The sequence below is a fragment of the Acinetobacter sp. CIP 102136 genome (assembly GCF_000369685.1).
Taxonomy (GTDB): Bacteria; Pseudomonadota; Gammaproteobacteria; order Pseudomonadales; family Moraxellaceae; genus Acinetobacter; species Acinetobacter fasciculus.
The window spans coordinates 724,494-751,248 of sequence record NZ_KB850142.1 but is presented as its reverse complement, the minus strand read 5'-3'; the positions used below and the strand labels follow the sequence as shown (position 1 = coordinate 751,248).

At 44.2% G+C, this 26,755-nt stretch carries 38 protein-coding genes; 13 read left to right on the top strand and 25 right to left on the bottom strand.

Going from position 1 to position 26,755, the window contains the following annotated elements; genetic code table 11:
- Positions 1–11 precede the first annotated feature (11 nt).
- The 24 genes from F893_RS09115 to F893_RS09000 all read right to left on the bottom strand — a co-directional run bounded on the left by F893_RS09115 (position 12) and on the right by F893_RS09000 (position 18,245).
- Positions 12–2,837: a hypothetical protein gene (locus tag F893_RS09115; RefSeq protein ID WP_005251567.1), complete on the bottom strand. Its 2,826-nt coding sequence runs from the start codon at positions 2,835–2,837 to the stop codon at positions 12–14.
- Positions 2,837–4,870: a hypothetical protein gene (locus F893_RS09110; RefSeq protein WP_005251566.1), complete on the bottom strand. Its 2,034-nt coding sequence runs from the start codon at positions 4,868–4,870 to the stop codon at positions 2,837–2,839. Before F893_RS09110 ends, F893_RS09115 begins: the two co-directional genes overlap by 1 nt.
- Entirely contained in the window at positions 4,870–5,268 is a 399-nt protein-coding gene (locus F893_RS09105; protein WP_005251565.1) for a hypothetical protein, read from the bottom strand. Before F893_RS09105 ends, F893_RS09110 begins: the two co-directional genes overlap by 1 nt.
- A 2-nt stretch (positions 5,269–5,270) precedes the next feature.
- The gene (locus F893_RS09100; protein ID WP_005251564.1) at positions 5,271–5,723 is read right to left on the bottom strand and encodes a GNAT family N-acetyltransferase; all 453 of its coding nucleotides are present in this window, start codon (positions 5,721–5,723) and stop codon (positions 5,271–5,273) included.
- A gap of 2 nt (positions 5,724–5,725) precedes the next feature.
- Entirely contained in the window at positions 5,726–7,750 is a 2,025-nt protein-coding gene (locus F893_RS09095; protein WP_005251563.1) for a phage tail protein, read from the bottom strand.
- Complete coding sequence (locus F893_RS09090) at positions 7,750–8,313, bottom strand: phage connector family protein (protein ID WP_005251562.1); 564 nt, start codon at positions 8,311–8,313, stop codon at positions 7,750–7,752. Before F893_RS09090 ends, F893_RS09095 begins: the two co-directional genes overlap by 1 nt.
- Before the next feature lie 58 nt (positions 8,314–8,371).
- Complete coding sequence (locus F893_RS09085; protein ID WP_005251560.1) at positions 8,372–8,698, bottom strand: Acb2/Tad1 domain-containing protein; 327 nt, start codon at positions 8,696–8,698, stop codon at positions 8,372–8,374.
- Positions 8,699–8,871: 173 nt separating this feature from the next.
- Positions 8,872–9,771, bottom strand: coding sequence for a phage capsid protein (locus tag F893_RS09080; RefSeq protein ID WP_005251558.1), 900 nt, complete (start codon positions 9,769–9,771; stop codon positions 8,872–8,874).
- 14 nt (positions 9,772–9,785) lie between these two features.
- Positions 9,786–10,424 (bottom strand): hypothetical protein, encoded by a 639-nt coding sequence (locus tag F893_RS09075; protein ID WP_005251557.1) that lies wholly within the window; start codon positions 10,422–10,424, stop codon positions 9,786–9,788.
- Positions 10,417–10,941, bottom strand: coding sequence for a Bbp19 family protein (locus F893_RS09070; RefSeq protein ID WP_005251556.1), 525 nt, complete (start codon positions 10,939–10,941; stop codon positions 10,417–10,419). Before F893_RS09070 ends, F893_RS09075 begins: the two co-directional genes overlap by 8 nt.
- Positions 10,938–12,596, bottom strand: a complete 1,659-nt coding sequence (locus F893_RS09065) for a portal protein (protein ID WP_005251555.1) — start codon at positions 12,594–12,596, stop codon at positions 10,938–10,940. The genes F893_RS09070 and F893_RS09065 overlap by 4 nt, the downstream gene beginning before the upstream one ends.
- Positions 12,597–12,599: 3 nt before the next feature.
- The gene (locus tag F893_RS09060) at positions 12,600–12,830 is read right to left on the bottom strand and encodes a hypothetical protein (RefSeq protein ID WP_005251554.1); all 231 of its coding nucleotides are present in this window, start codon (positions 12,828–12,830) and stop codon (positions 12,600–12,602) included.
- 2 nt (positions 12,831–12,832) lie between these two features.
- Entirely contained in the window at positions 12,833–13,168 is a 336-nt protein-coding gene (locus F893_RS09055) for a hypothetical protein (protein WP_005251553.1), read from the bottom strand.
- A 111-nt stretch (positions 13,169–13,279) separates the two neighbouring features.
- Positions 13,280–13,627: a hypothetical protein gene (locus F893_RS09050; protein ID WP_005251552.1), complete on the bottom strand. Its 348-nt coding sequence runs from the start codon at positions 13,625–13,627 to the stop codon at positions 13,280–13,282.
- Positions 13,628–13,921, bottom strand: a complete 294-nt coding sequence (locus tag F893_RS09045; protein ID WP_005251551.1) for a hypothetical protein — start codon at positions 13,919–13,921, stop codon at positions 13,628–13,630.
- Positions 13,922–14,057: 136 nt separating this feature from the next.
- Positions 14,058–14,237, bottom strand: coding sequence for a hypothetical protein (locus F893_RS09040; protein WP_017397829.1), 180 nt, complete (start codon positions 14,235–14,237; stop codon positions 14,058–14,060).
- Positions 14,238–14,326: 89 nt separating this feature from the next.
- Positions 14,327–14,764 (bottom strand): HNH endonuclease, encoded by a 438-nt coding sequence (locus F893_RS09035; protein ID WP_005251550.1) that lies wholly within the window; start codon positions 14,762–14,764, stop codon positions 14,327–14,329.
- Entirely contained in the window at positions 14,761–15,213 is a 453-nt protein-coding gene (locus tag F893_RS09030) for a hypothetical protein (RefSeq protein WP_005251549.1), read from the bottom strand. The genes F893_RS09035 and F893_RS09030 overlap by 4 nt, the downstream gene beginning before the upstream one ends.
- Positions 15,214–15,232: 19 nt before the next feature.
- Entirely contained in the window at positions 15,233–15,745 is a 513-nt protein-coding gene (locus F893_RS09025; protein WP_005251548.1) for a RusA family crossover junction endodeoxyribonuclease, read from the bottom strand.
- Positions 15,742–15,990, bottom strand: a complete 249-nt coding sequence (locus tag F893_RS09020) for a hypothetical protein (protein WP_005251546.1) — start codon at positions 15,988–15,990, stop codon at positions 15,742–15,744. The genes F893_RS09025 and F893_RS09020 overlap by 4 nt, the downstream gene beginning before the upstream one ends.
- Positions 15,987–16,730, bottom strand: a complete 744-nt coding sequence (locus F893_RS09015; RefSeq protein WP_005251537.1) for an ATP-binding protein — start codon at positions 16,728–16,730, stop codon at positions 15,987–15,989. The genes F893_RS09020 and F893_RS09015 overlap by 4 nt, the downstream gene beginning before the upstream one ends.
- Complete coding sequence (locus F893_RS09010) at positions 16,727–17,671, bottom strand: hypothetical protein (protein ID WP_005251535.1); 945 nt, start codon at positions 17,669–17,671, stop codon at positions 16,727–16,729. Before F893_RS09010 ends, F893_RS09015 begins: the two co-directional genes overlap by 4 nt.
- Positions 17,672–17,721: 50 nt before the next feature.
- A complete protein-coding gene (locus F893_RS09005) occupies positions 17,722–18,030 on the bottom strand; it encodes a hypothetical protein (protein ID WP_005251533.1) in 309 nt (102 codons plus the stop codon).
- A complete protein-coding gene (locus tag F893_RS09000) occupies positions 18,030–18,245 on the bottom strand; it encodes a hypothetical protein (protein ID WP_005251531.1) in 216 nt (71 codons plus the stop codon). The genes F893_RS09005 and F893_RS09000 overlap by 1 nt, the downstream gene beginning before the upstream one ends.
- A 116-nt stretch (positions 18,246–18,361) precedes the next feature.
- On the opposite strand from F893_RS09000, the gene F893_RS08995 reads away from it, so the two are divergent.
- From F893_RS08995 to F893_RS18290, 11 genes are all read left to right on the top strand, one after another.
- Positions 18,362–19,087, top strand: coding sequence for an XRE family transcriptional regulator (locus F893_RS08995; RefSeq protein WP_005251529.1), 726 nt, complete (start codon positions 18,362–18,364; stop codon positions 19,085–19,087).
- Between the two features lie 8 nt (positions 19,088–19,095).
- The gene (locus F893_RS08990) at positions 19,096–19,593 is read left to right on the top strand and encodes a hypothetical protein (RefSeq protein ID WP_005251523.1); all 498 of its coding nucleotides are present in this window, start codon (positions 19,096–19,098) and stop codon (positions 19,591–19,593) included.
- A 185-nt stretch (positions 19,594–19,778) separates the two neighbouring features.
- The gene (locus tag F893_RS08985; RefSeq protein WP_005251521.1) at positions 19,779–20,021 is read left to right on the top strand and encodes a hypothetical protein; all 243 of its coding nucleotides are present in this window, start codon (positions 19,779–19,781) and stop codon (positions 20,019–20,021) included.
- The gene (locus tag F893_RS08980; protein ID WP_005251519.1) at positions 20,021–20,281 is read left to right on the top strand and encodes a hypothetical protein; all 261 of its coding nucleotides are present in this window, start codon (positions 20,021–20,023) and stop codon (positions 20,279–20,281) included. The genes F893_RS08985 and F893_RS08980 overlap by 1 nt, the downstream gene beginning before the upstream one ends.
- On the top strand, positions 20,282–21,100 hold the full coding sequence (locus tag F893_RS08975) for a RecB family exonuclease (protein WP_005251517.1): 819 nt from the start codon (positions 20,282–20,284) through the stop codon (positions 21,098–21,100). It begins immediately after the preceding gene.
- Between the two features lie 29 nt (positions 21,101–21,129).
- Complete coding sequence (locus F893_RS08970; RefSeq protein ID WP_005251514.1) at positions 21,130–22,581, top strand: recombinase RecT; 1,452 nt, start codon at positions 21,130–21,132, stop codon at positions 22,579–22,581.
- Positions 22,582–22,627: 46 nt separating this feature from the next.
- A complete protein-coding gene (locus F893_RS08965) occupies positions 22,628–22,909 on the top strand; it encodes a hypothetical protein (RefSeq protein ID WP_005251512.1) in 282 nt (93 codons plus the stop codon).
- Positions 22,910–22,918: 9 nt separating this feature from the next.
- On the top strand, positions 22,919–23,146 hold the full coding sequence (locus F893_RS08960) for a hypothetical protein (protein WP_005251509.1): 228 nt from the start codon (positions 22,919–22,921) through the stop codon (positions 23,144–23,146).
- On the top strand, positions 23,146–23,511 hold the full coding sequence (locus F893_RS17155; RefSeq protein WP_005251508.1) for a hypothetical protein: 366 nt from the start codon (positions 23,146–23,148) through the stop codon (positions 23,509–23,511). Before F893_RS08960 ends, F893_RS17155 begins: the two co-directional genes overlap by 1 nt.
- Positions 23,504–23,866, top strand: a complete 363-nt coding sequence (locus F893_RS08950; protein ID WP_005251507.1) for a hypothetical protein — start codon at positions 23,504–23,506, stop codon at positions 23,864–23,866. The genes F893_RS17155 and F893_RS08950 overlap by 8 nt, the downstream gene beginning before the upstream one ends.
- Positions 23,866–24,087 (top strand): hypothetical protein, encoded by a 222-nt coding sequence (locus F893_RS18290; RefSeq protein ID WP_005251506.1) that lies wholly within the window; start codon positions 23,866–23,868, stop codon positions 24,085–24,087. Before F893_RS08950 ends, F893_RS18290 begins: the two co-directional genes overlap by 1 nt.
- On the opposite strand, the gene F893_RS08940 is transcribed toward F893_RS18290, so the two are convergent.
- Entirely contained in the window at positions 23,997–25,298 is a 1,302-nt protein-coding gene (locus tag F893_RS08940) for a tyrosine-type recombinase/integrase (RefSeq protein WP_005251504.1), read from the bottom strand. The two genes, F893_RS18290 and F893_RS08940, sit on opposite strands and share 91 nt — an antisense overlap.
- Positions 25,299–25,519: 221 nt before the next feature.
- On the opposite strand from F893_RS08940, the gene F893_RS08935 reads away from it, so the two are divergent.
- Together F893_RS08935 and F893_RS08930 are read left to right on the top strand one after the other, a co-directional pair.
- Positions 25,520–26,194, top strand: coding sequence for an HAD-IA family hydrolase (locus tag F893_RS08935; protein WP_005251502.1), 675 nt, complete (start codon positions 25,520–25,522; stop codon positions 26,192–26,194).
- Positions 26,187–26,633 carry an RNA-binding S4 domain-containing protein gene (locus tag F893_RS08930; protein ID WP_004729843.1) on the top strand — a complete coding sequence of 149 codons (447 nt, stop codon included), beginning with the start codon at positions 26,187–26,189 and terminating at the stop codon, positions 26,631–26,633. The genes F893_RS08935 and F893_RS08930 overlap by 8 nt, the downstream gene beginning before the upstream one ends.
- Positions 26,634–26,755 lie beyond the last annotated feature (122 nt).

Sequence of the window (26,755 nt, the reverse complement as noted above, 5' to 3'; positions counted from 1 at the left end):
AAGATATAACGTCACTCCCCAAACTGTAAAGCACAACTAATCGCAGTCTGTGCGGCCAAAGTATCTTCTTGTGCCTGACGCGCTTCGGCTTCCAGTTCATCCAGTCGTTCACGTAAAGACATGGTAATTTCTTCCATCTCACCATCCGGTCGCATACGACTGACAGAAATCTGCTGATCTGGATTCTGCATAATGATATCCAAGGCGGCTGATTCTTCTGGACCATCACCAAACAGCGAACCTTGTCGCGGATCTCCCATGGCTTCAACTTCATCAATCTTGGATTGAATATTCTCACCAATCGCTTTCGTACTACGCTTATTCTGGTCAAAGACATTCAGGAAATCACGCGCACCAGGTGAAAGTCCATCATCAATAAGCTGACCTTGATTTAAATAATCTGGTACGGTCTGGCCATTGGCTTTTAGATCACTGAGCTTTTGCGCTGCCTGTGCCAAGTCTTTTGCCAAAGTGTTTTGATGACGACCACCCTGCTTCACTAAGCTATCAAGCTGTGCCAATTGTGGTGCAGCACGGAGCAAGGCATTCAATACTGTCTTGCTGTCATCATCCAGATTTTCAGCCATACGGCCAATCAATGACGAATCATCATAAGCACGCTGCATAATCGCAGATTCAATACGGCGCTTCCCTTCCTGGCTTAATCGTCCGTCACCGGTAATCACTGTGCCCTGTTCTGACTTTGGCAACGACCCTACAAAACCGCGTACAAAATCCATAGAGCCATCTAGATTGATTGAGCCATCATTATTGATCTTCAGCAAAGAAGCATCAGGCAGACGATCTAAGTCACTCACAGCACGTTCCGTTGCGGAGTACTGTGCAACATCGGCTTGATTGGCAAGTTGAGTAAATTGCACACGGTCGGTATCGGTTAAGCGTGTCCGGACTAAAACAGGATTGTTGATACCAGCAATATCGATACCACGTTCAGCCGCATACTGTTCCAGAAAGGCCCGATATTCTTCAGCACGGCCCGATTCATAAGCCTTTGCAATGGCCAGCGTACGTCCGTTGCCTGACTCCACCACGTTATCCATGCCGATAATTGGAGCACCATTAGATAACATATTGGACTCACCTAACCATTCAGGATTCAGGTTCTCAGCCATACGTTCAATCTGTTGACGTGATGCTTCTCGGGTACGGTCACGCGGTTGTAATTCAGATGGATAAAGCGGATTGACTCCATAAGCCAGATCATTGGATGCAATCAGCTCATCCAGTGATTTGACCTCATAAGCCATGTCATAGCTTGATCCATCCATGCCGATTGCAGTACTGGTGCCATTGCCACCATATCGAGCGCTTAGACTGTTCCACTTGTTACGCCATTTGCCAATAGCCTGCCCGACCGTCATGCCCTCCATGGCATTGTTTTTCACAATGTCATTGGCGTTCTTTGGATCGTACTTACGAACCACATCAATCAGCGGTGTATTTGGATCTGCTTTTAAAACTGCACTTGCGCCACCTGGTCCAAGTAAATGCCCTAAATAATGCTCATGTGGTTGCAGCTCACGGCCAATACTTTTCTTGATATAACTTTCTGCCTGCTTCATATGCTTGAAGCCGATGCGGATCTGCTCATCAATATTGGATCGATCACCACCGCCCAAGTTACTCCACGACTTATCCAGCACCTGAAACAGACCATGTGCGGATGATGTTGGATTCTTGGCTGTATGGCTAAATGAGCCGCCAGTTTCAATATGGGCAATCGTTAAAGCTACATTTGGAGGAATCCCGGCCTGTTGTGCTTTGCGTGCAATCGTTTTGGCATTCGTTGGTAGAGCCATGCTTTCATAATTAACAGGTTTCTGCTTGTCCTCACCTTTCACCGGATGCACCACATTTACCGGTCGACCCATGCGCAGGGCTTCAGTTGCTGTATCCAAGTTTTTAATATGGTTATTGGCCTGAACCGGATTAGCTGGCTTCACTGGTGCCAGTGTTTCCTCAAACTCCAATTCATTTAAAACCAATGCTGCCTGCTGCTGTTCTGGTGTGACATCAGGATTATTGAAATACTTACCTGCACCACGTGCTGCACCAAAAAATAGAATATTTAGCCCAATATCTGTGGTGACTGATTCGTTTGTGATTTCGTATTTTTTCGCCTGTTTGTCGTAGCCTTCAGATTTAAGAATTGCACCTGATATAGCTTGGCCACCAATGGATAGACCAGATGCCCCACCCACGGAAAGCAGACCATCTTTAATCACACCACCTGTGCCTTTCCAGCCATACGACATAGGTAGAAAGGTTGATGCAGCAGCTACACCACCATCAGTCAAAGCGACTTTTAAAGCGGTTTCTTCGTCCACACCTTCCCGGGTTAAATCACCATAGACATAGTTAGTCTCAGATGCACCGGTAACAGCTGCCGCACCCAATGGGCCTGCTACAGCACTACCAGCGGCCGCACGTGTAGCATAATCGCCAATAGCAAAACCAATACGCCCTACTGTCCCGGTATTCTCTTTGTCTTGAAGATAATCAATCGACTCGTATACCAGATCATCACGCGCCTTTTGCTTGCGCTCCTTGTAGGCAGAATACGGCTCGCTAAATTCCTCTTTGCCAACATCATCTAGGGAGTATGAAACACGATCTACAATCTCATCGATCGGCGCGGCAATCGCATCACCGACTTTAGCAAAGCCAGCTGCCGCACCACGAAACGGTGCAGCCACTTTAAACAATGCGCTGGATTCTTCTTTTTGCTCAATGGGTGCATAACTCACACCTGGTGCATTAAGCTGATCAACCTGCTTTTGATCGCTGCTTGAATATTCAGATAGCCAGTTACTCATTACTTGGTTGCTCCCTGCATGTTGATCCGCCACATCACACCACCCACTTGCAACGGCGCACCACGTTCATTGATCAGGTCATATTGGATTTCGCCTTTCTTGGATCGCTTGTCAGATCGGCGTAGGCGTAAATCTTGCAGTTCGGCTGTGCTGATACCAGTGGCCTGAGAAATCGCGGCATAGCCTTTGCTGACTTCACTTTCAAAACGGTCATCATCCATACCGTATGGCTTCGATACCTTCCATGTTTTATTGCCGATACCATACTTTAAGCCTTGGTCATATACGCCACCTGTAGCCATACTTAAAGCTGCATTCGCAATACTGGTTTCAATGGTTTCGTTTGTTCCACCTTGTGCATTGCCACGTTCCATCAAATGCGCATAGATCGATTTGAATGTTGAATACGTCATATTGGCAGTTTCACCAGATACAGAATTACCCACATATTCATTAAACTTTGTTTTTAGAAGATCATCTTTCGGCATGATCAGCTGCTTATTTTTAAGCGCCTGAGTACCTGAAATAATCGCTGCTGCTACATCTTCCCCTTGTTCTGAACGATAGTTGTTAGCACGTGCTACACCCGCCATAAGGTATGTTAGATCACCACCGCCAAGCTGCCCCATAGTCGCTGACCAGATCTTGCTGCCATTCGGTACGCCTTTTGATTGGTTGATCAGCTCTCCAATAAAATCCAGTTTGTCATTCACAGACTTCGCTTCAAACGCTTGCTTGGCCTCTGCCAGATCTTCTGCAGCAATAGGCTTCACCACAATGTTTGGATCTTTAAGCGCTAATTGACTCACGCCGTTATCAATCGCTTTGGCAGCAAATGATTTTGGATTGGCTTTTAGTTCACCAGCATTCAGGCTATGCGTTTCTAAACCTGCTTCACGTACTGCCTGATTCGGATTATTTTTTAATGTTTCTGTCTTTTCCTTATGGATGGATTCATAGACACCTAAAATCTTTTCTTCATTCACAGCATCAGTGGTCTTGCTATTCTTGGCACGTACCTTCTGTTCATTGATACGCTTTAGCTGCTCAGCTGTAGACAGGTTGGAAAACTGCTGAAAGTTATTTGATTGTGATTTGTAGAAGTTGTATTCGGCTTCGTGCTCAGTTCCAACTACTGCACCCTTTACGCTTTCCAGATACCCATCATCCAAAGCACGACCAGTCAGCACCTGAGATTTAAAATCATTCAGAACTTTGCCGGCTAACTGCAGACGCTTATTTTCCTCAACTTCAACCTGTTTATTGATTGCATCGATCCGGCTTAATGCCTGGGCTTTCTTTTGTTGTAGCGTTGGGCCGTCTGTATAACCAAAACCACCGTTATCCATTTCAGTGACAAGCTGCTGCAGGCTGGCCGTGTCCTTATTTTCAATGGCACTGGTGATACGTCCGTCAATATCTTGCAAATCACGTGCGCCTTGGTATTTATAAATCAGCGCCTGTTTTTGTGCTTCTGGGATATTTAGGCTTTGAATATTGGATTTGACGTATTCCGCACCCGCTTCACGATCCATACGTGTGCCGATCTCAAGATAACGATCAGCCAGCACTTCGCCTTTTTTGTTATCAGCACTCAGCTGCAGCGGCAGGAATGCAGTAGCATTACGAGTCACATTGCTAGACCAGTGCTGACTTAATGCTTGGTGAGCATGCCCGGGCAGCTCACCTTCCATATCTTTGAAACGCTTTTCAGACCATTGCTGTAATGTTTTATTGGCCGTATCAGCATTCATTGCGCCGTTGGCTACATCGTTTTTAAGCAACGTTACCTGCTCTGATAGCTCTGTAGTCAGCACATCATCCAGCTTAACCTTGGCTTCTTTTTCCGCCAGATCATTGTGATAAAGCTCTGCGCGTTTTGCAGATACATCGGCTTCATCGGATTTTCGTCTGCGTTCATCAATAACGCCACCAATGGTTTCTCCAATTTTCGAAAGACCAGTCATTGGAGTGTGTTGCTGCATAACAGGCCGTGAAGTATCTCGACCTTGAGATTTTGGAATTAACGCCATTATTTCCACCCCATCGCTTTAGCACCAACGCTTACAAAATCAGAAGCCGCATTCATGCCATAGTTGTTGCGCTGCATTTTTCCCTGCATACGAATCTGTTTAGCCTGATAATCAGCATCAGAGATATTGAGCGAGGCGTTATAAGCCGCATCAGAAATATGCTCATCCTGAAGCATTGCTGCTGCACCTACATCAACATTCACACCATTTTCCGCAGCTACGGCACGCGCCGTTGAAGCATTGCTTTTACCCTGTCGCTTCATCTTTTCAGCTTCTGCCAGTGCAACTGATTTAACCGTTTTGGCATTACCTTTAGCTGTAGCAGATGCCATTTGGCCATTTGCTAAATTCTGTACACCACTAAGAGCGTCACTAATAAAATTCTTACCTCCACACATGATTAGACCTCCATTTCCAGCACATAGCCGACCAGTTCAAAGCCCAATGATTCATATAGGCTTACAGTGCGTTCGGCATGTATGCCAGTGATGGTACCAATCTGAATACGGTCTGCCTTGTTCATATCTGCCCATACTTTGAATGTTTCAATCAGATCACTGGCTGCACCCGATTTACGATATTCCGGCAGAACATAAAGACCCTGCTCATAAGCAAGTTTCTGGCCTGTTCGCCAGTCAGTATCTAATGCGCCAATTAATGTGCCGACCGGATTCGAGTATTCATCTGTCACCATCAGGATTGATCCATGTTTATCAATCAGATAAGCAAATACATTTCTAGCCCGCTTTTCATCAAAGCCCTGTTTCTTAAACCGTGGTGATTCATTGGTCAGACGCTTGCCCCAGTCAACAAGCGTGTCTAAATCTTTTAGTGTTGCTGCACGTACAAGCATCTTTATCTCTCATTCATTGATACCAACATAGCTACACTTTGGACGTGGAAAGGTAGCGGTTTGTTGTGTGTTATTTTTAATTCCATTTCGTGCAAGGTCGACCAGCCATTCATGCTGACACTGACCGGCCCTGTATAGGTCAGGTTCTGGAATGCAGACTGGTTAAATGACTTGTGTTCTAGATCGTACTGGTTGCACTGACCACCAATTGAATTGCGAATATATAAAACCGTTTCATGCGCCTGGATCTTATGAAACATTGCAGTATTGGGAACTTGGCTGTGATCTGGTGGCAAGAACTCCACTTCCATATTGAACGGCTGGCCAGCAAACCACGTGCCGGATGTTGGCTGGTTGTCATCGTAGAAATAGCCATCTGCATTCTGGAATCGGTACTGTGTGCTGTTATGCAAATTTCTATTTGCCAATGCGCCGTTATGCGCAATTTCACAATCCATGAATGATGTTTCGTCCAGCTGCTCCAGCACAACCGCTGATTTACGCTGAATCAGCATGAAGCACAGATCATTGCCGGCAGCTTGAGGCAAGGCACAGATTGAGCGAACAGCTCCACCAAAGTCATGCTGTGCCCAGGCATTCATTTCCTGATCACGGTTTAAAGTAATGCTGGCCACTTTGCCATCATTCAGCACCATCCAGACCAGGCTATACGGCGTTTGCTGATAGGTTAGTTCCTTGATACCGCCATGATCCTCTGCAATGTGTGGTGCAATAGCTGATAGTTCCGGACTGACCAGACCATCTACCTCATAACGATAAGACAGTGCACGTAAACGGTTACCGCCACGCTGAACAAATAGCAGCTCATTACCCACCAGGCACGGACGGACGTTGGATTGTGCGCCGTAGGTTGTGTGCTGTTCAATCTGGGCAGATGCTGGTGTAAATGCACCGGCTGAACTAATCAGGAACTCAGAACCGCCAGTGAGTGCGACTACACCACCACGTTGTGCCAGGTGTAAAATATTGTCTGCCTGTGCAGATGATGAAGCCATAGAAAATGCACTGGCATCGTCCGTTGCTTCCAAGAAGTCACCATCATTCCCGATTGCACTAACCCATAACTGGTTCGGGTTGTTTTTGGTGTTGGCAAAGACCAGGCGCTGTTTAAAGAATGTCACTGTGGATGGATAACCGGTAGCTGCTGTAAATGCCGCAGTATTTAAGGTCCATGATTTGGCAATAGCTTGAACGTCTGCATTCAGTTTTACTAACACCTCACCCGAGACCACTGTACCCGATGTGATTGTAGTAATACGGACTTGGCCACCGTTGATATTTACGATTGCGCCAATGTGAGAGGCATTAAAGACTGGAATGTCATACCAGGCGACTTCATGCCACTTATCATTCAGATCTGTCGGCTCGGATGCAGAGTTATCTGCTACCGCTTCCCATGTTTTAAGCAGATGAATAACACGCTCACCAATGATGTAGTTTTCAGTGTTCTTCCAGTTTGGATATGATGAAGCGGTCAGCGTAATGGTTTTACCAACATCTGTGCCATTTGGCTTTAATGCCACGTTAGGTGTAGTGTTAATTTCATCCACCGGTGCGGTGACAAAAGTGAATTGATCAAAATTCCAGTTATCAAAGTCCTTGCTACATACCAGACGATGTACCGGATGATCACCCTGGACAAAGAACATGCGATAGCGTGAGTGTGCCACTTGGATCTGTGCAACTTTGGTCGCTGTGTTGTACGGCGTACTTCCTGTATGGACTACAGATTGCGTTAAAGGGTCATACACCTGCAGTGTATTAATGCCCAAGATCAATAGAAATGGATTGTCTGAGTTCGGTACAAATGGAATCAGGCGCAATGCACCAGCGAAGATGCCACGAAACTTAGTACCTGGACGTTTCTTTGCGCCCCCCTCTACCAGGGGGATTGCATTAAGCAGTTTTTTAGCGCCGTTGGCATATTGCTGCACATCAGTTCGGGTATGCAGTAACGGTGATAGCTCACCGCTGGACAGGTTATTTTTGAGTAGCCATTGCTTCATTAGTAGCGACTCCCGATATAGCGTGATTCCTCATACACGATGTCTTCAGAAGGTCGTTCTTGCGCATTGATCGTACGTGCACGCTTGATCAGATCACGGTACTGAGCTTCTGCCGATTGCCCTGCTGCATCACTACCGGTATTCGGTTTGCATAGCTTTGCGGCCATCTTGAGTGACATAGCTTCAACCAGCATGGAATCCCACGAATCTTCATTGTCGTTATCAAAGATGTATTCCAGCTGGATTGCATCGGTATTGGCCAGAATGTAGCGGTTTTCGACTTCATATTTTTCAGTATTGGCACTGATGATCCGGATGAAATCACGTGGCAATGGGAAAGAATGGGTATAACCAAAGGCCGGATAAGTTGTCACTGGTGCAAGAATGGTACGTTTTTTTGCACATGACCACGGATGATCACGGAGAATTGATTTTCGCACCTGGTCATAGATACTTCGGCAACGTTCAGCACGTGCAGTGTTCTCGTCGAATGATGCAATATTCTGATCACCGATCAGGCTTAAAGCATAATTGACGATGGATGTTCTGGTTGTAATAGACATAAAAAAGCCCTCAAGTTTTAATGATCTTGAAGGCTTTTAAGAATTGGTTTGTTGGGTATCAAATACCAGATGGCTGTGCTACAGCGCGAACTAAAGCCATAATTCCAGTCTGAATATCAGTCTTACCAATCGCAGCCCATCGTTGTGGTTCTGCTGCTTTAAATCGGTTGAACTCTTGATATTCAACGCTTGCAAAATCATTTGGAGCGACTTGCGAGCGAATAGCATTAGCTTGTTTGTATTCGAAGTCAGTGCTTAATCGATTGGCTAGTTCATTTTGTAAAGCAAGTAATTCCGCACCTTTCTCTTTGATGCGATTCATTAAATCAATTTCTTCTTTGGTTAGCTCACGATAACCATTAATTTTACGATGTTGATTTTCCATATTCTTATTCCACTTCTTTCAAACAATTTCGGCACTCTGGCTTGGTATCAGTTCCAATCTCAGTCGCACCATGAAAACCAAAAAGACACATCAGAAATTGAATCATTTTGGCTGCTCCTTATAAAAAAGACCCGACACCCCATGCCCAAGATGTCGAGCCAAAGCCCCTTTAATTAAGCCGGTGTGTAGTCGATTGCTACGACTTTCTTCTCATTGGCACGACCAGCACCAAATGAATGAACACCACCAACCTGTTTTACGTTCTTCTTATCCGGACGAGTCGAGATATCGAAGCTAGTAATATCTGCATCACCGAAATGAACGGCAGACTTACAGTACATTGCTAAACGCTTGGTTCCAGCTGTAGCGCCTTGACCTACTTTTTCATAAGCAACCCAAGTCACACCCAACCACTTGTGACCGACTGCACCGTTCTGCAACATCTGAACGTTGACATGATCCGAGTTGGTCAAGATGGTGTCGTTCAAGAATGCGTTAAGAACATCCGATGTGTACGTGATAAAGATTTCTTCACCGTTCTGCTCATCACATTCGTTCGCACGGAATAGTGATTTTGCTTTGGTGATTTGCTGCTTCAGCGTACCGAAAGCCGGTGCGATGATTTGACCTGCTGGTAGGTTCACCGTGGAAACAGTTGCTGTACCGGCATCGTCTACTACTTTGCGAGTCACTGGACCAACAAGCGCTGTATAAATAATGTCGTCAATCTTGCGCTCACGTGCGCTGATCAATAACTTCATATATTTGTCTTGTGGCATTGCTTTTAGCTTAGGCAGGTCACGCGGTTCAATTGGAATGAATAGATCCCAATCAGACATTAACGCGGTACGCACACCCACATCCGGATGCGTCCACTGAGTGTCGCCATAGCGAGCACCAGAAGCCTGCATTTCCACAGATCCCATGTCATTGATGGTGAATGACTCACCTTCAATTTTTCCACGGTTCACAACGGTTTTAAGCAGTCGTGATTCGTTTTGCTGTGCCGCAACGTCGTATGTGTCATGGAACTGTTGAACAAACGCCGCTGTGATTTTGTTTTGGTTAGCCATTGGCTAAATCCCCCTTATTGATATTGCTTCGCATAAGCCTGTTCAACCTGTGCATAGACGCGTTTATGGTCTGGATGCTTGTCGTTCAAGTAGGCTTCCGACATCATTAATTGTTGAACTGATTCACCAACGTTTTGTTGTGTGTTAGAAGGTGGTAAATCTTCCTGAATATGCTTACCAATAGCGGCTGCCAGCTTTAACGCGCCGATTGGTGAGTCCAGATCCGAAGCCTGAAAACCTAATGCTTCAATGGCCTGTTTAGCCAGATTCACATTTGCACCAAAGTCATTGCCCCATTCTTCCTGCAGGGCTTCCATCTGAACGGATTGATGCTGTTCATAGGCTTTAACGACTGCTTCAACTTGCTTATTGGTCATGCCTTCAGCATGGAATGATTGCAGTACTTCAGCGTTATCCGCTTTAAAAGCATCAAAATCGAAGCCATCAATTGAAACGCTATAGGCATCGGCAGATTCTGGTACCGCTTTTGCTGGATCTGTTTCAGTTGTTTGCGTTTCTTGCTCACCAGGGCTCTGCTGTGTTGTCTCAGTACCCGGCACCGTTTGCGTTTCTGTTCCTGCAGGTGGTGTTGTAGTGTGAGTTTGTTCAGTTGTTTGAACGTCTGGTGTGTCTGTTGTCTGTTGTTCATTCATTGTTTTGCTCCATGTGTGCTAGTTCTAGGCTCTCGTCATAGCGAGGGTCGTTTGCTGTGTTAATTCGGTTGATAATGAAGTCCACGACTTCGGCACGGCCTAAACGGCGGCATGTCTCACGTTCGTTGTCAGTGAAAGCATTACGTTTAAATCGCACGGTGAGTTCTTCTAAAATTCGTTGGCCATTAACGTCCATATCGAAATGCATCTGATAGGTCAGCGCCGTTGGCTTTCGGTGTGAGCGCCATTTAACGTGATGGCCAAAGCCTAATTCGTCCTCTTGCTCCTGGACCAGTTCTTTAAATTCCTGATCAGGCTGAGCCTTAAGATTGGCAAGCTCATTCTTAAGTGCTTCAACTGTTTGCTTTTCTTCATAAAGCCAAATCTGAATCTCATTAACCGCATTTTTATTAAATTCGCTCACAGCTTCTACAAGCTGCTTAGACCGGTAACAGTTCCACCAGCCGTAACACGCAATCAGTAAGAGGATGGCCAGAACGGCGATAATTAAAATCATTGCATCACCTCACTGACCATTTGTGCTTCTAAGCCTTTACCCATACCTTGAGCAACTGCGCCTGTCATCTGCTGCGCCATAGCTGATTCTTGCTCCTGTGCAGCTGCCTGCTGTTGTGCCTGGGCTTTCTGCTCACGGTATGCCTGAAGTTCATCCGTGGTACGCATGATTGAAGTTGGTGCACCCAGACCAGCCGCCAGTACTTGCGGTACTGCATCAAGATTGATGTTGTCCAGTGCATCCGGCGCGACTTCAATAATTGACCCAAGTGAAGCCATAAGACGTTCAATACTGGCCACTTCCTCAAGCTTCTGAGCACGTGCCAGTGGTGAAATAAACTTGAATGAAAGATTGCGGCCTTGTAGATCCTCTGGTGCTTCGCCTAATGCTTCTGCCCGATATGCCAGACCAAAAGCACGATCAAGGATAGGAACAAGCAATTCAGCCTGTGCACGGCCATATAACGGCCCAAGTTGCTGCCGGATCATGTCGACACGTGCATAAATCTCTGCTGCTGTCGGTGGTGTGTTGTAATGCTGCGACATCCCATCAGCCATAAGCTTTCTGCGGATGCTGGATTGAATGCGATCTAACAGCGGATCTGCGACCTGAAAGCCCCGACCACTATCCAGACGTTTCATTGCATCTACTTTTCCTGCAGTAACGATCTTGCCGCCACCGATACGTACAGTACGTGGGTTTAAAATCCCGTCATCCTCAGCAATCCAGAAACCCAACACATCAATCTCAGCACTGCGCAAGGTGTCACGCATCAAAGCATTGGCTGATTTAGCATCTGGTAACGCCGTGGACATGATGCCGATCCCGTACACGCTGCCCGGGATCTTTCTAAAACGTGGTACCGCACAAGGGAACTCGTTATAACCAGATTCCTTTAGGATATTTTTTCCATCCACCTCCACATGATATGAAGCAAACGGCATATTCTTTGGCAGCAATACACGATTGGTCATTGATGCTTTGACCTTGCGTGGTTCAATCACATGAACGATCTTGAAACGGTCATCTGGACGGCTCTGGTAAGCATTACGTACAGCATCACTTACTTTGTTTTCGCCGAACTCAGATACAAGCTGTGCAGCCGTTTTGGTGTATTCACGATAGATTGTATCCACTTGGCCATCAGATCGAGTCGACGCAATAAAGCATTCACCAATTGGCCAGCACTGATAAGTGAAGCCACCGCCTTTTTCACGGTCAATGTCTTGATAAACCACACCCCAGCCAGCAACGGCGAAATCAATGATCATGTCGTAGATTTCACTGTCAAAGTTTGCGCCGTGGATATTGCGAAATAAGAATTGTGCGACCTGTTCAAGCCAGTGTTCACCTGGTGTAAGTTCGGCTTGATCGTCCATACCATCAGGCACAGCTTTAAACCAGATCGCGTTTGCAGGTGTGGTACCTGCAATCAGGTTAGATACAAAGATCAGGATAGATTCGGCAGCAGTAGAATCCAGCAAATCAGCACGCTGTTTCTCTCTGGTGCCTTCGGAACCTGAACTGCCACTAAAACACTGTTGGCGCTCAGGTGCTCCGTACTTATAGCATTCAGTCCAGTGCGCTTCATACTTGGCACGTTCTGCCCGAAGCTCACCCAACCGTTTGCAAATTTGACTTGCTCGATCACTCATGCCTTAACCGCCTAGTGTTGATTTCTTTTCATCATCAGATGCAGAAGAAAGCACTTCAGAAGCTTTACGCTTTTTGCGCTGTGCCACCTGTTCGTTTTCCGCTGTCTGTGCCTCTGCTCTGGCCTTTGCTTCTGCCGCCTGAGCGTCATAGCCCTTGGATGCTGCCTTGGTATCAGTCAGACCAATGGCATCCGTTACGGTGCTAATAGCCTTACCTATGAATCCACCGCACATGGTTAGTACTCCTCAGTGATCCAACCGTTAGGGCCTACAACTTGGCGCGTGCGCTTTGCTGTTGGGTCGGTAGGTGCATGCTGTGTAGCTGGTTGAGCTGATTCACCTTTGGTTTTGCGCCATTGAAGGAATTCTTCATATTCCTTTTTGGCTGCCAGTTCTTCTGCAGTTGGTTCAACTGGTGTACCTAGTGAACTGGTTTCATTAGTAGACTGGTCTTGTGATTCAGCATCCTGACCTGTGATGTGCTCTAACGCTGCATCGGCTTGTTCTGCTGTGCTGACTGGTTCCGGCGCTTTCTCTGGTGCACCTGGTGTATTTACTTTGCGAGCTGCCATAAAAAAACCCTATTCAGTGGTTGATTGAATAGGGTTACTGTGGGGGTATGGGTGTTCTGCTTTATTGTGTATTTTCAGGAAAACTTAAGAATTGGCATGCTTATTGCCAAGCTATTCACAGAGATCATCCGAGATAAATGGTTTAACAATATCCCGAACATCATCCTTCAAAGACTCGCTATGAAGACTGTCGAACGCATTGATAGCATCACGGATCTGAGACTTATAGGCCGCTACCTCTTTATGCAATCTTTGATTCTCTTTAGCCAACTCAATGCGGCGCTGCTCGTGAGACTCAATGATAGCTTGTTGGTGTTCCCACGCTTCAAAAGCTATATAGACTTCATCTCCAGAGCCATTCTCTAAATTAAACCAATTTTTATTACCCACCAGTCCCGTATCAAAGCACCACTTTTTAAAACCTTCATCTTTGCGCATGCGCTCGTTGATCGTATTCATTTAAATTATCTCCACGCTTAGATCATCACGGCATTCCATCAATTTAAATTTAGCTAACCAGTCGCCTTTTAAGCCCTCTTTAGCTCCCGTAAAGTGGCAATCGTGAATCGCCAGATTATTTTTCACAGGAAAGAAAACACAGCGGTTCATTTTCTCAAGATTAAGTAAAAATGTTCTACCGCGAACAACATCACCATCTTTAATTTCAGGATTTAAACATGCCCATTTCTGTATAAGCTCTTTAGCGCTTGTAGATTTATTTAAGTAGCGCCCAACTCTAATTGTGTTTTTCATAGATCACCTAAACTTATTAAAAAAATTACTATTCTTCGGCCCGACATACTGAATCCATCCCCACAATTCACGCCAGTAAAACCAATCGCCGTTGGATTCCTTCCACGGCGTGCCGTCATTCTCTATGTGGGTGTAGTCAGGTGGCATGAAATACCCCCTCTACAGCAGTGAACTCCTTTCCGCTTTCATCCGTCGCAGTAATAATTTTTAATCCACTACGACGGCCAATATCTACTTTTACAATGGTTAGCTTGCCTTGTGGTTTCCAGCATGGACTGTCGTGCGTTACTGTTTGGCCAACCTTAAAATCTCTCACAATCCTAACCCCCTATAAACTTGCTGATTGGCTCTTTGAACCAATACGCCAAAATTAGGATTGTTCCGCAAATATAAAAAACCGAATCGCTACTCATGGCCACCTCGCAAGGCATTTTGAGCACCACCCAACTTTTCAAAAAAGAACACCACAGGATCAGGTTTGATCTCAATCAATCCAAAACGATGCAAGTGACGCGCATGAGTGCTATCACGCAGTAATTGAACATCACGGTAATGGGCAATTGATCTACGCCATGACTCCAAAGACATTGAAGATTTATTTATATTGCAAGGTACACAAGATGGATTCATATTTTCCAAGGTGTCATTTTGAGGTCTGAATAAAACCCCATTAGACACAGGAATCATGTAACCCGTCTTTTCGCACTTTTTCATATCAAAATCACGCTTCACCGCTTCAATATGATCTGCATGCCATTTATCACCCAATTGGTCACCGCAATAAGCACAGTGACCGCCAAATTTCATCTTTAGTTCTGAGCGCTGCTGCTTAGTTAGTTTCACAATCCCAACTCCCGATCCAATTCATCAATCACCTGATCACACAGGCCGCCGTCTTCAAAAATATCCATCTGGCCAATCTTGTACTTGTATGTCATCCATTCACCTACCAGTGGGTAGCGCACAATGCCTGTCTCTGTTTGCCATAGCAGAATGAATGCATGGCCGTTGTCATAGTTCGGAACGCCACCACGTGCCCATTCTGAAACTGTAGAAGCACCAGACACCGGCAGAACGTCTGCAATCTTTTCGTGTGTCCAGCCGCATTTGCCTAAGTCCAGAATCATTCTGTTGAAGTCTGGACGTTTGTAATTTCGAAGTTTTAACTTGAACTCTTTGACCTTCTTTTTGGTATGCAGATTGATAAAACGCGCGCGCGCGCGAGGGTCGTTCGTATAAACCCCCTCTCCACACTCACCACCGACCAGTTGCAGCCCCATAGAACTTCCCATAGCAACCCCTATATTCACTTTAAATTTCCATCACTTTTATTTTGAGTAGTCCGCCTTTAACCACATTGCCCCGGCGCACTATCAGCTCATCAAACTGTTCGTCATCCACGCAAAATTCACACTTCACCAGGCTATCAATCGTTGCTTTCAAGTAATTATCGATATCCCGTCTTAACCGATTTGGAAAATGAAACGTCACCTCCAGTTTTAACCGTGCTGCTGTTCTGGTTGGCGGTACCAACATGCTGACCAGATCGTGAAAATCTCTTGCCTCATCACTCAACTTGAAACCGCGTCCAGATTTCTTCCAGTAGTGGTTCACGCTTGGAGGAATAGCCGGTAACTTAAAATCTAAAATAACCTTTTCACCCCCTACGCTATTTCGCTCTAGTTTCGCGTCTACGGCGTTTTTTTCTGCTTCATGTGTCTTTGCTTCAATTTTGTTTTTAAATTGCACTGACGCGCATTCCTTGCGTAAATTGTGCTTATTCAAGTGAACTTCTAACTGTTTTTCGCTCATGCGTATCGTCATGCAGTAGCCCCAAACAGTTGTTTTGCCTTTTCCGTTGGCAGGAAGCCTTGTGGGCTCTTTTTATCGCCTGTGACATAGCCAAGATCCTCAAGCGAGGATAAGTACCTACACACAGTTCTTTCGCTTACACCTGAAACCACTTGCTCCAGAACATCTATCACATAGGTTTTATTTGTCCGGAACGTGATGAACAGCATGATTTCAAGGGTTTGCTCAAACATATGGCTATGAGATTTACTAATCATGCTGCACCCCCTGTACGTTGATCATTCCAATTGCATTCCACTATGGTTAAACCGCCCTGCTGAAAACGGGACCAAAGACGATCACCTAAGTCTTTTTGCAGTTCTTCCAGGGTTAAATTTGAAATCAGCATGGTCGGCTTCATGCGGTCATAGCGTGCATATAAAACTTTGTGCACCAGCTCCCGGTGCTTATCACGATCATGTAATCCGTATTCATCCAGAATTAATAAATCGTATTGAGTGAAATCATGGATTACAGATTTCTCTGTAGCGTCTGGTTGATCCCATGCGTGCATGATTCGTTGTGCCAGATCCTCACTGGTGATGTAGCGTGCGTATTTGCCATTTTTCAGCAGTGTTTTCGCCGTTGCACAGCTCAGATGGGTTTTTCCTGTACCTGTAGGGCCAACCATCACCAGATTGTTTTTATGACCATCCAAGATGCTTTGAGCATGAGAAACAACGAGTCTTAAAGCATTCTGGTGTCCTGCATGTTTCACCAGGTAATTTTTAAAACCTGACTGAGCATGACGCTCTGGAAGTTGAGCACCTGCAAAGTGCTTTTCACGTACCTGACGATCCACTTCGGCCTGCGCTTGTGCAAGTTGTGCTTCATGAAACTCTACGGCGCATTTTGGGCACTTGTGATATGGGCCTGCTTGAACCATAGCGACCTGATGCTTGTTGCAGATCTCTTGAACTTTTTTCAGTCCAAACGAAAACGATGACATTGCGTTCATACGAAGTCCTCCGGGATATCCACTTGGAAGTTTTCAACAGGTGCGTGATTAATTGGCTGATTTTTCCATGCATCATTCACGTTCAGATTTGCGTTAGATTTCTTGGCTGCTTTTGGTTTTTCAGTCTTGGGTTTTGCAGGTTGGTAATTGCGTAACCAGTTCAACCAGGTGGTCATCCATTTTTGAGAAATACGTTCAGGTTGACCAACTGACCATTGCGCCAGCTCTTTGAGTTGTTCAAGTACGATGTCTTGTGACAGCTTTGGAAAACTCACAGCTGCTTGCGCCATGAAATCTTTTTTGATTGGGTAGGTCCCGGATAGATCTTTCAGCGTGTACAGCTTTAGATCGTCAGAGTGGTAATCAATAAAATTTAAAGCACCGCGATCCTGAGGAACAAAATCGGACGGCGCTTTATTCTTATTATTTTCTAAAGGATCTATAGGAGTATCTATTGTGTGTTCGGTTTCCGAACTAGTTACTGGTTCGGTAGTCGAACTAGTATGGTTCACTTTCCGAACTGGTTCGGTAGTCGAACTAGTCCTGTTAGTGAACTGATCTTTTAGTGAGATCTCATTTAAAACGTATTTTTTTACGCCCCTTGAACCAGTACCAGCAATTGAAACAACCTTGAGTTTTAATAGCTCATCTATGCCATTCCTAACAGTTTCACGGCTTAATTTACGCGCACCTGGTAAGTCACCACCCTGTAGCTGTGAGTAGCTGACAAAATCAGACTCCTTGTTATGTCCGTTAATACGGTTTTCCAGCTCCGCATAAACGTTACGTGCAGCATCACTAATGAATGGCCACACTTCTTTTCGATACAAGCGGCTAGACATCACATAGCCTTGATCAAACTTATCGCTATACATGTTTTTCCCAGCCCCTTGTGCTGGTTGTGAAGGCTTCTTAAACGGAATTACTTGTGCAGTATTCATGGCTTCACAACCTCCCCGATACGTGTTAAATTCAACATTTGTTGCATGCCTCATTTACTTTCTGAGTGAATGGCAAAGATGCTCATCTGTTCCCGCAGATGGGCATTTTTTGTGCCGGTAGGTTTCATCAATGGTTCAGGCGTTAATTCAAAAATAGGCGTGTCTACGGTATCTGTGGTCAGACGCATAAGAGATGCGAGATTATTTAAACGTTCCCGAACTTCAGAAATATTTGATATGCCTAAACTTCTAATGTGCTCAGACAGAGTTTTGTTTTCAGATCTGGCAATAGCTTCTAAATCACGTTTTTCTTCATACGTGCATTTGAACGTGATGCTTTCGGTTAATTTCTCTGACATTAAGCAACCCCTTCGTTTTCTGGGTTTACTTTCTCTTTGTGTAGTCTCTTTAAACCGTCAGCGATTTCATAAGAAAGCCTTTTACCTTTCTTTCCAGCCTTTAGATCGCTTATGTAGTTTTGTGAGCAAGGAACACTCTCTGCAATTTGTTGCTGAGTCATATTCCCCTTCTCTTTGTCCTGAAGGTCTTTAATTAACTGACTCCAATTAGTCATTTCATCATTCCCGTAATAGCTATTGGGATAATTTATCTTGATTGCGATATTTAAGCAACCGCCATAGCGATATAAATTTACATCACAATAGCGATATCAACTTTGGAGTAATAATCATGAGCGTAGGAAATCGAATTAGAACACTAAGAAGATCTCTAAGCATGTCTCAGCCTGAACTAGCCAAAAAAGCGAAAGTTGGCCAATCAACTATTTCTGATTTAGAGAATGATAAAAAAAGTACATCAGCTAAAAATATGGAAGCTATTGCTCAGGCATTAGGTACTTCTAGTAGTTATTTATTGACAGGAAAACAGGAGTTTGCGAATAACAAAGACTATACCAACGGCACGATTAATCAAATAATTGAACATGTTAGCAATACAGATGAAATTGCTTATCAGCTAAATAATCTAGTGAAAATTAGATACTATCCAAATCTTTCCATTTCCTGTGGATCTGGGTCATTTGGTGAGGTTCTTGAACAAGAGCATGAGGAAATCACTATAAATAGTAAATCTTTAAACGATAGACACATTCATCAAGAAAACTGTGTGGCATTCCCTGCGAGCGGCGATTCAATGCTGCCAACTATCAAAGACAAGGATACGGTTTACGTTGATTTAGAGCGTACAACTATAAAAGATGGCAAGGTGTTTGCTATTTGCCATGGTGGGCTTTTTAAATTTAAGCGACTTTACAACCTTCCTCTCGGTGGTGTGCGAATTGTTTCCGATAATACTGTGGAGTTTCCAGAAGAAAGGCTGACAGCTCAGGAGATAATTGATCAACAATTTCAAATTATCGGCTGGGCTTGGTCTTGGCAGTCTATGGAAAATTGGTAAGAAATCATATGTGGAAATTTATTACAAAGTCTCTGATATTTAAGCCTAAAAAACTAAAAGATGGATGGGAACATAAAAAGGGATTTTATGTTTCAATAGATGCTAAAGCTGCACTCAACATAATAGATTCAGCAAGAACGAAAAGAGCTTATTCTCGAATATCCAAACCTAATGTTTTTCATGGGGCGGAGAGAGAGCGACTTAGATCTAGAGCCGAGAAAATATTGTATGAGATTGAGTCAAGCAGTAATAACTATATTGAATTAATCTGCTTACTTGGTGGGCTTGGAATCATAATTTTCCTGTGGGATCTAATTACAATAATTTGGATGCACCCCGATCAAGAGTCAGTACGTTTGTTTTTAGTTCTACTTATGGCCTTAGGTTTCTTGTCTTTCTTGTATTTTAAGAAAATGCAGGTGGATAAGGATAATGTTGAGACATTCCTTGATATTGAAGATGCTCTATATAAAAATGAATATGGTGCAAGCCAATACAAAAATTAATATGTTTTATTTAGACCGCCTTAGGGCGGTTTTTTATGGTCACAAAAACAATTAAATCTTTTTAGCGATATTTTTATCGCAATAGCTATTGACTACAGTTATCGTTAATGCGATATTTATCTCGCACCCAATAAAAAGCCCGCAGGGACTGGAAATCTAGCGGGCTTGCATATAGCGAGATAAGTATGAAACAAAATCCTATTCAAAGCAACCTGCCAGAGTTCGGCCAATCAAGCCAAACGTCTGAGCGCTTGTACCAACACCCAGAACCTAAATCAGTAGCGAAAGAAGTCGCTTCAAATGTCGCTGCTTGGATGCTCCTGTTTTCAATCTTCTTTGGTCTGTCAGTCATGATTTTGCATGCAGCGGAAAAGCAGTCTGCGTATCAGGCGGAAGCGATTGCGAAGTCTGTAGGGGGTGCGAAGTAATGGCTGATCAAGTGATTACATTCACCCAAGAAGGTGAATTTCAAGCCTACTACGCAGCATGTGCATGGTGCAAAGAGAATGGTTATAGCCATGGATCTATGCAAGCTAGAGCGCCGATTGGGCTTCTTAGAGGTGATTGGATAATTGCTAAATGGCGCAACCTTTCTCCAAAAGAGCGTCAGCAGCTGGACGGAACAATTACGTGCATTGAGACTTTTCGTGAAGCGCCTGTTCATGTCGTGATCAGGGAGGGAAAGTAAATGAACGCATATGTGAATCCAACAAAGATTATCCCGATCCGCGCTTCATCGCTAGGCGATCTGTTCGATTGCCCTGCACGTTGGGAAGCCAAGAATCTTTTAAATAAACGAAATCCAGCTGGTGCACGCACTCGCTTGGGTACCGCAATTCATGAAGCCGTAACCCAGTGGGATCACCTGAATTTAATCGGTGAAGAAGTTAGCCTGGAAGAATGCGAAGAAATTTTGCATCACCAGATCTGGCAACCGAATGAAGAAGTGGATTGGTCTGATCTGAATCAGAACGATGCTGAGTCAATTGGCCAATCACTGATGCACAAGTACATCACTCACATTGCACCTACTCAGAACTTCATCGGTGTGGAAGTACGTTGTGAATCTTTGATCCTTGCAGATCTAGGTATTGAACTTACTGGAACCATCGATCGCATTTATGAAAATGAAGATGGTGAATTAGGTATCTCTGATATCAAAACCGGTAAGGCTGCTGTAACCAGTGACGGTGTAGTGAAAACCGTTGGCCATGCGCCACAAATGGGAATTTATACCGTACTTGCTGCACATGCATTACAGGAACCGGTAACAGCCCCTGCCCGTATTTATGGCCTGACGACTGGCAAAACAGATAAAGGTCAGCACGTGGGTATCGGTGAAATTGAATCACCTGCAGAAGTACTACTGGGTACTGAAGAAGATCCAGGACTACTGCACCACGCGGCAAAAATCATTAAACACGGCACGTTTTACGGCAACTCTAAATCAATGCTCTGTAATGAAAAGTTCTGCCCTGCGTACGCTAACTGCAAATTTCGTAAGTAATTAATTTTTTAAAAATAAGGAATACCACAATGACTTCTCAAGTAATGACAACTGAACAACTTCGTACTTCTCGCCAAGCTGCTCATGCTGCACCTAAACCGGTTGAAGTGGGTCTTACTTCACTTGAAGGCTTTGAACTGGCACAGCGTATTGCCAAGATGCTTGCAGCCTCAACCATGGTGCCGGAAGTTTACCGCGATACATTGAAAATCAAAGATGGTAAAGACCAGAACGGCAACTGGTTATATCGTTCAGAACCAAATCCAAACGGCTTGGCCAACTGTGTAATTGCACTGAACATGGCTAATCGCATGGGTGCAGATCCGCTGATGATTATGCAAAACCTTTACATTGTTGAAGGTCGTCCAGCCTGGTCATCTCAGTTTGTTATTGGTGCTATTAATACTTCTGGCAAATATTCACCGCTTCGCTTTGAAATGGAAGATCGTGGTGAAATTGAAGTGACCTATACCACTAAAGACTGGAAGTGGAATGAGCGCGCTCGCAAGAGCTTGCCAGAGGAAAAAGTTCACACGATTAAACTGCGTAACATTGTATGTAAAGCCTGGGCAATTGAAGCCGGCACAGGTGAGCGTCTTGAATCTGCAGAAATATCGATGGAAATGGCAGTTAAAGAAGGCTGGTACCAAAAGAACGGATCTAAATGGCAAACCATGCCTGAGCAGATGCTTCGCTATCGTGCTGCCTCCTTCTTTGGCCGGATCTATGCACCAGAAGTGCTGATGGGTATCCGCACACAAGAAGAAGAACTTGAATCAATCATTGACGTAACGCCTGAGCCAGTGAATACAGCACCGCAAACCTTGGACAGCATTAAACAGAATGTTGTGAAAGAAGTTGCCACAAATGCACCTGCAGAAGAAAAACCAAAGCGCTCACGTCAAACTCAAACCAAGACTTTTACACAGGAAGTTGAAGCACCAGTAGAAGATATTCCGCCGGTTCAACAAGCTGAAAATGTCCAAAATCAAACATCAAATGATGTCGGAGATGGGGCGTTAAGCGTTGATGAATTGAAGCGCCTACAGCAAGAAGCCGAAGCACTGGTACAGCAAAAGAAACAACCTAGTTCTGCGGAAATGAAAAAGGAATATGCCAAAGCCTTAAATACAGCGAAATCACTGGCTGACGTTCTGGATATCGAAGAACAGATCGAAAATGACAATGCTTTGACTCAAACAGACTTCCAGTACCTGCAGGCGAACATTGAGCAAGTACGCGCCAAGTTTGAAACATCACAAGCGCCAGCTGTAGACCCGATCAAAAGTGGATCAGTTAAAAACGGTCTTACCCTCCTGATCTCTGATGCCAAGAACGGTGAAGACATTCGACAAGTTGCACAGCAAATGAATGCAGCTAAACCAAACCTGACCAATGAGCATCAACAGGAATTACTGCAAGCCTACGCGCAGAAAAAGCAATTGATCGAAGATCAGATGGATATGTTCCCAAATAAATAATACGGATATGGCCACACCTTCGGGTGTGGTCTGAAAGGAAATAAATATGAACGCTCAAAAAATTAATGTGACAAACGTACTCCAAGGCACAACAGAACAAGTGGTTGATCAGATCTTCAAAGTTTTCATTGGCCAGATTCATGATCGTATGCAGAAAGACGATCCAGCTCAAGCCTTAGACTTTGCTTTTCTGGTTGCTGGTAATGGCATTGCAGGATTGCTGAATCAGGTTGCAGATCACCGGGTTGATGATATGGCCAAACTGCTTCATGAGATGGTGGACGAAGCTACTGAGAACCTGAAAGCAATGAAAATGAAGAAAAGCTGAGGTGGCTTGATGAATGCTGAATTAGAAGTAAATAGCTTTAAAGCTGGCGATAAGATTGTGAGCATTTGCGGAGACTATGAGGGTAGCTTGCTTGAAGTTGAAGCGGTGCTTAGTCGTAAAGGTCAGATTATTATATTTTTCGAATATGACGACACTATTTGTGATGCTTTAAGTTTGCACTTTAGACATGCAAGGGACGCAGAGATTGATGCCGGCAAATGGATTGAGGTGGCGTGATGGATATTAAAGAAGTCGTAAAAACCGCAATTTTGCGCAACTCCCATGAATGGGGTGATGAGCAAGCAGAAGCAGTTTTGAAGGCAATTAATGAAGCTGGTTTTCTTGTTGTTCCAGCCAAAGCCCAAGCGGTGCCTGCAAAACTCGTCTTGGAACTCGAAAAAGGTCGTTTCAAGGAATATGAGTTTAAAGCTCTTTTGCGTCAATCACTTCGTGCATCAAAGGTCACAAGATCAAAGCTCAATTGGGTTCATGTTATGAGCATGCTCGGCACTGGTTCAACTGTAGCCCACCGTATTTGTGAGGCTTTAGGTGTTAATCCGGATGGTACGGAATTTAAAGCACAGGAGCCAGCCAATGACTGAAATTCAACTAACCAAACTTCAATTGGCGAACTATGTTTGTGATGAGCTGCATAAAGAAATGCCATTTGATCTGATTTTTAATCAGGACGAATTCGTGCCATTTATGGAAATCATTGATGCTTCAAACCTTAATGTTGGATTTTCAGTTAAGAATATCGGTGACAAGATTCATGTCGGTGTAAATAAGGGAAATTCAAACGGTATATATCAGGCATTGAGCAGCTACATCGCAAAGCATCAAAAACCGGAAAACTGTATTGATCAATTTATTGCTAGTGGTGAATTTGATAAGGCTTTTAAGGATGTGTTTGGTTTACCGGAATCTGTGGTGAAAAGTTTAAAGGAGATGTCTTGATGGTTTTATATATCTCAACGCCTGAGTTACTGAAGCGTTATGGGGTAACAAAAGGCACTTTGATCAACTGGCGCAATAAAAAGGATTTTCCTGAACCAGTGATCAAAGCACATGGGCGCTCAAGCAGCCGTTACGGAATCAAAGCCGTGGATGCCTGGGAAAGAGACAACGGATTGCTTGAATCACTTGAAATACAGCCTTTGATATCAAAGCGCTCGTAATTGTCCAATATGGCGCAGAGCTTGAAAAACCACTTTTCATACGCCTGCGCCTGATCATCTAAATACTCGTGTAAATCATAAGTTCCCCACACTGCAGGTAAACCATGGCCAAGCATAATTTCACAGATATGCGGTGCTGCCAGTTCGGATATATGCGTTCTCATTGTTCTGCGTAAATCATGTGTGGTCCAGTGCTGGATCTCCACACCAAAGCGTTTACGCACATTCTCATTCACATATACAGGGATAGTGGTCTGAAAGCTTTTGGCCAGCATGGTATAGGCTTTGCCTTTTAAGTTCGGGAAAGCGTATTCACAGCTATCAGGTGAGAGTGAAAATACATACTTAATGAATGGCACAATTTGCGGAATGATAGGCCGGATAATCGGCTTATGGGTACGATCCCCCATCTTATGATTCTCTGGCGGTACATGCCAGATCATTTCCTGAAAATCAAAGTCAGACTTCTTGGCCAACCTTAATTCTGATACACGACAACCGAAAAACAGCAGCATAATGATAATGGCTTTGTTTTTTGGTGATATGGCATTGGATCTCAGTGAAGCATGCACCACCCAGAATATTTCCTGTTCTGAAAGATAACGTGACCGCTTTACTTTCTTTACGTTTAGGTCGGCTGCTCTTAAATGTTGAATAGGCTGATGCTGTAATTTTCCGTGAATACATCCCCAGCGCATGATCATTCTTAAATTGCCCAGCACCTTAATTGATACAGTTTTAGCATCCGCGGCAATATCAAAAAGCAATTGTGACCATTCTTGCAGCGACACATCATCACAGATCCGTCTACCTATACGCGGGTAAACATGCAATTCAAAGGCTCGATAATCATCCTTGTATGAGACTTTATGAATGGCCACCGTATTAAACCAAAGATCGCAAATGTCTTTGACTGTGAGCTGTTTCAGATAGTCGCTTTCCCCTTTCAGTTTAAGCTGCATTGGATCCTTACCCTGGTCGAGTTCAGCTTTATATTTATGCACCTGTACCCGGGCATCTTTTAGGCTGAGTAAAGGATAAGTACCCAAGTCCAGTCTTTTCGCCTTGCCGCTAAAACGATAGCGATATTGAAAGACAATCTTGCCTTTAGGTGTAATTCGAACTGACAGGCCATCCCGATCCGTCACCACCTCAACTTTTTCACGCGGTTTCCCATTGTTGGATTTGAGCCAACTATCACTTAAAGCCATTTAAATTTTCCAGTCCAAATGTTCTATACTCTGTACATATTTAGGCAGAGCAAAATTATGTACACACATATGTACATATTTTTTCTTGAAAGGTAAATGACTTTGTTGAACTTTGAAATTATTTGATTGTCGTTAATAAACGCGAAAGTTGAGTAATTCTATTGAATCTAAAGCTTTTCTATATGCTTTGTTGAACTTTGAAAAACTTTGGAGAAACTTGAATGCAAAAGCCGACTATAATTTTCGATATGGATGGCACTTTACTTGATCTTGCCTACGATGATTTCATCTGGAACGAGTTATTGCCTGTGCGTTATGCTGCCACACATGGCTGTAGCCTGGAACACAGCCAGGCGACACTCTATGCATTCTATCAGGAACATAATCATACCTTAAACTGGTACTCTTCACGCTTCTGGACGGCTAAAGTCGAAGTCGATGTTCTGGCGATGCAAATTGAACATAAAGATAAAGTGGCCTTACGCCCGCATTGTCTCGAATTGCTCGATTATCTTAAAAATAATGGCTATCCCATCTGGCTGGCCACCAATGCTGACTGTGCGGGTCTAGCATTTAAACTGGATCATTTGAATTTAAGAGATTATTTCGATGTGATTGTCAGTTCAGAAACGATCGGACATGCCAAAGAATTTATCGAGTTCTGGCAAGGCCTGAATGAACTGCATCCATTTGATCCTGCACATGCTTATTTTATTGATGATACTGAAAAAGTCCTGAATGGGGCTCAAGCCTATGGCATTCAGAACCTGTTCAGCATCCAGCAGCCCTCTTCAGCCAAAGTAGCACGTCAGACTTGTAATTACCCGATGCTGCACCAATTAACAGATTTAATCACTCATTTAAATCAGGCTGAGGTAGAAAAAAAATATGCGTAAATCGTCTTTACCCGAAGATGCGGTAGGCATGCGTATAGACAAATGGCTGTGGGCAGCACGGTTTTTTAAAACCCGCTCGATTGCCAAACATGCGATTGAAGGTGGCAAAGTCCATCACAATGGTGAACGTGTCAAGGTATCGCGCGAAGTCCGTGTTGGTATGGAACTGACGATTCAGCAAGGCATCGACAAAAAAACCGTGCTGGTTAAGGAACTTTCTGATGTTCGTGGCCCTGCACCCGTGGCACAAAAACTGTATGAAGAAACCGAAGTCAGTATTGCGCGCCGGGAATTGATTACGTCACAAAGAAAGTTGCATAATCTAGCTCGTCCCGACCATCGTCCAAGCAAGAAAGATCGTCGTGACATCAGTAGATTTAAAAATGAAAATAGTCAGAATTTCGATCAGTCATGGTCCTATAATGACGATTATATTTAAGCGTCAGAATATGTCGTACATGCGCTGACTTTTATAGAACACTAGGGAAAATTCTGTCACTATACACCTGTGGAACAAAGCTCTAATTTAAGACATCCACTTGAGTACTAACTTAGTGACAT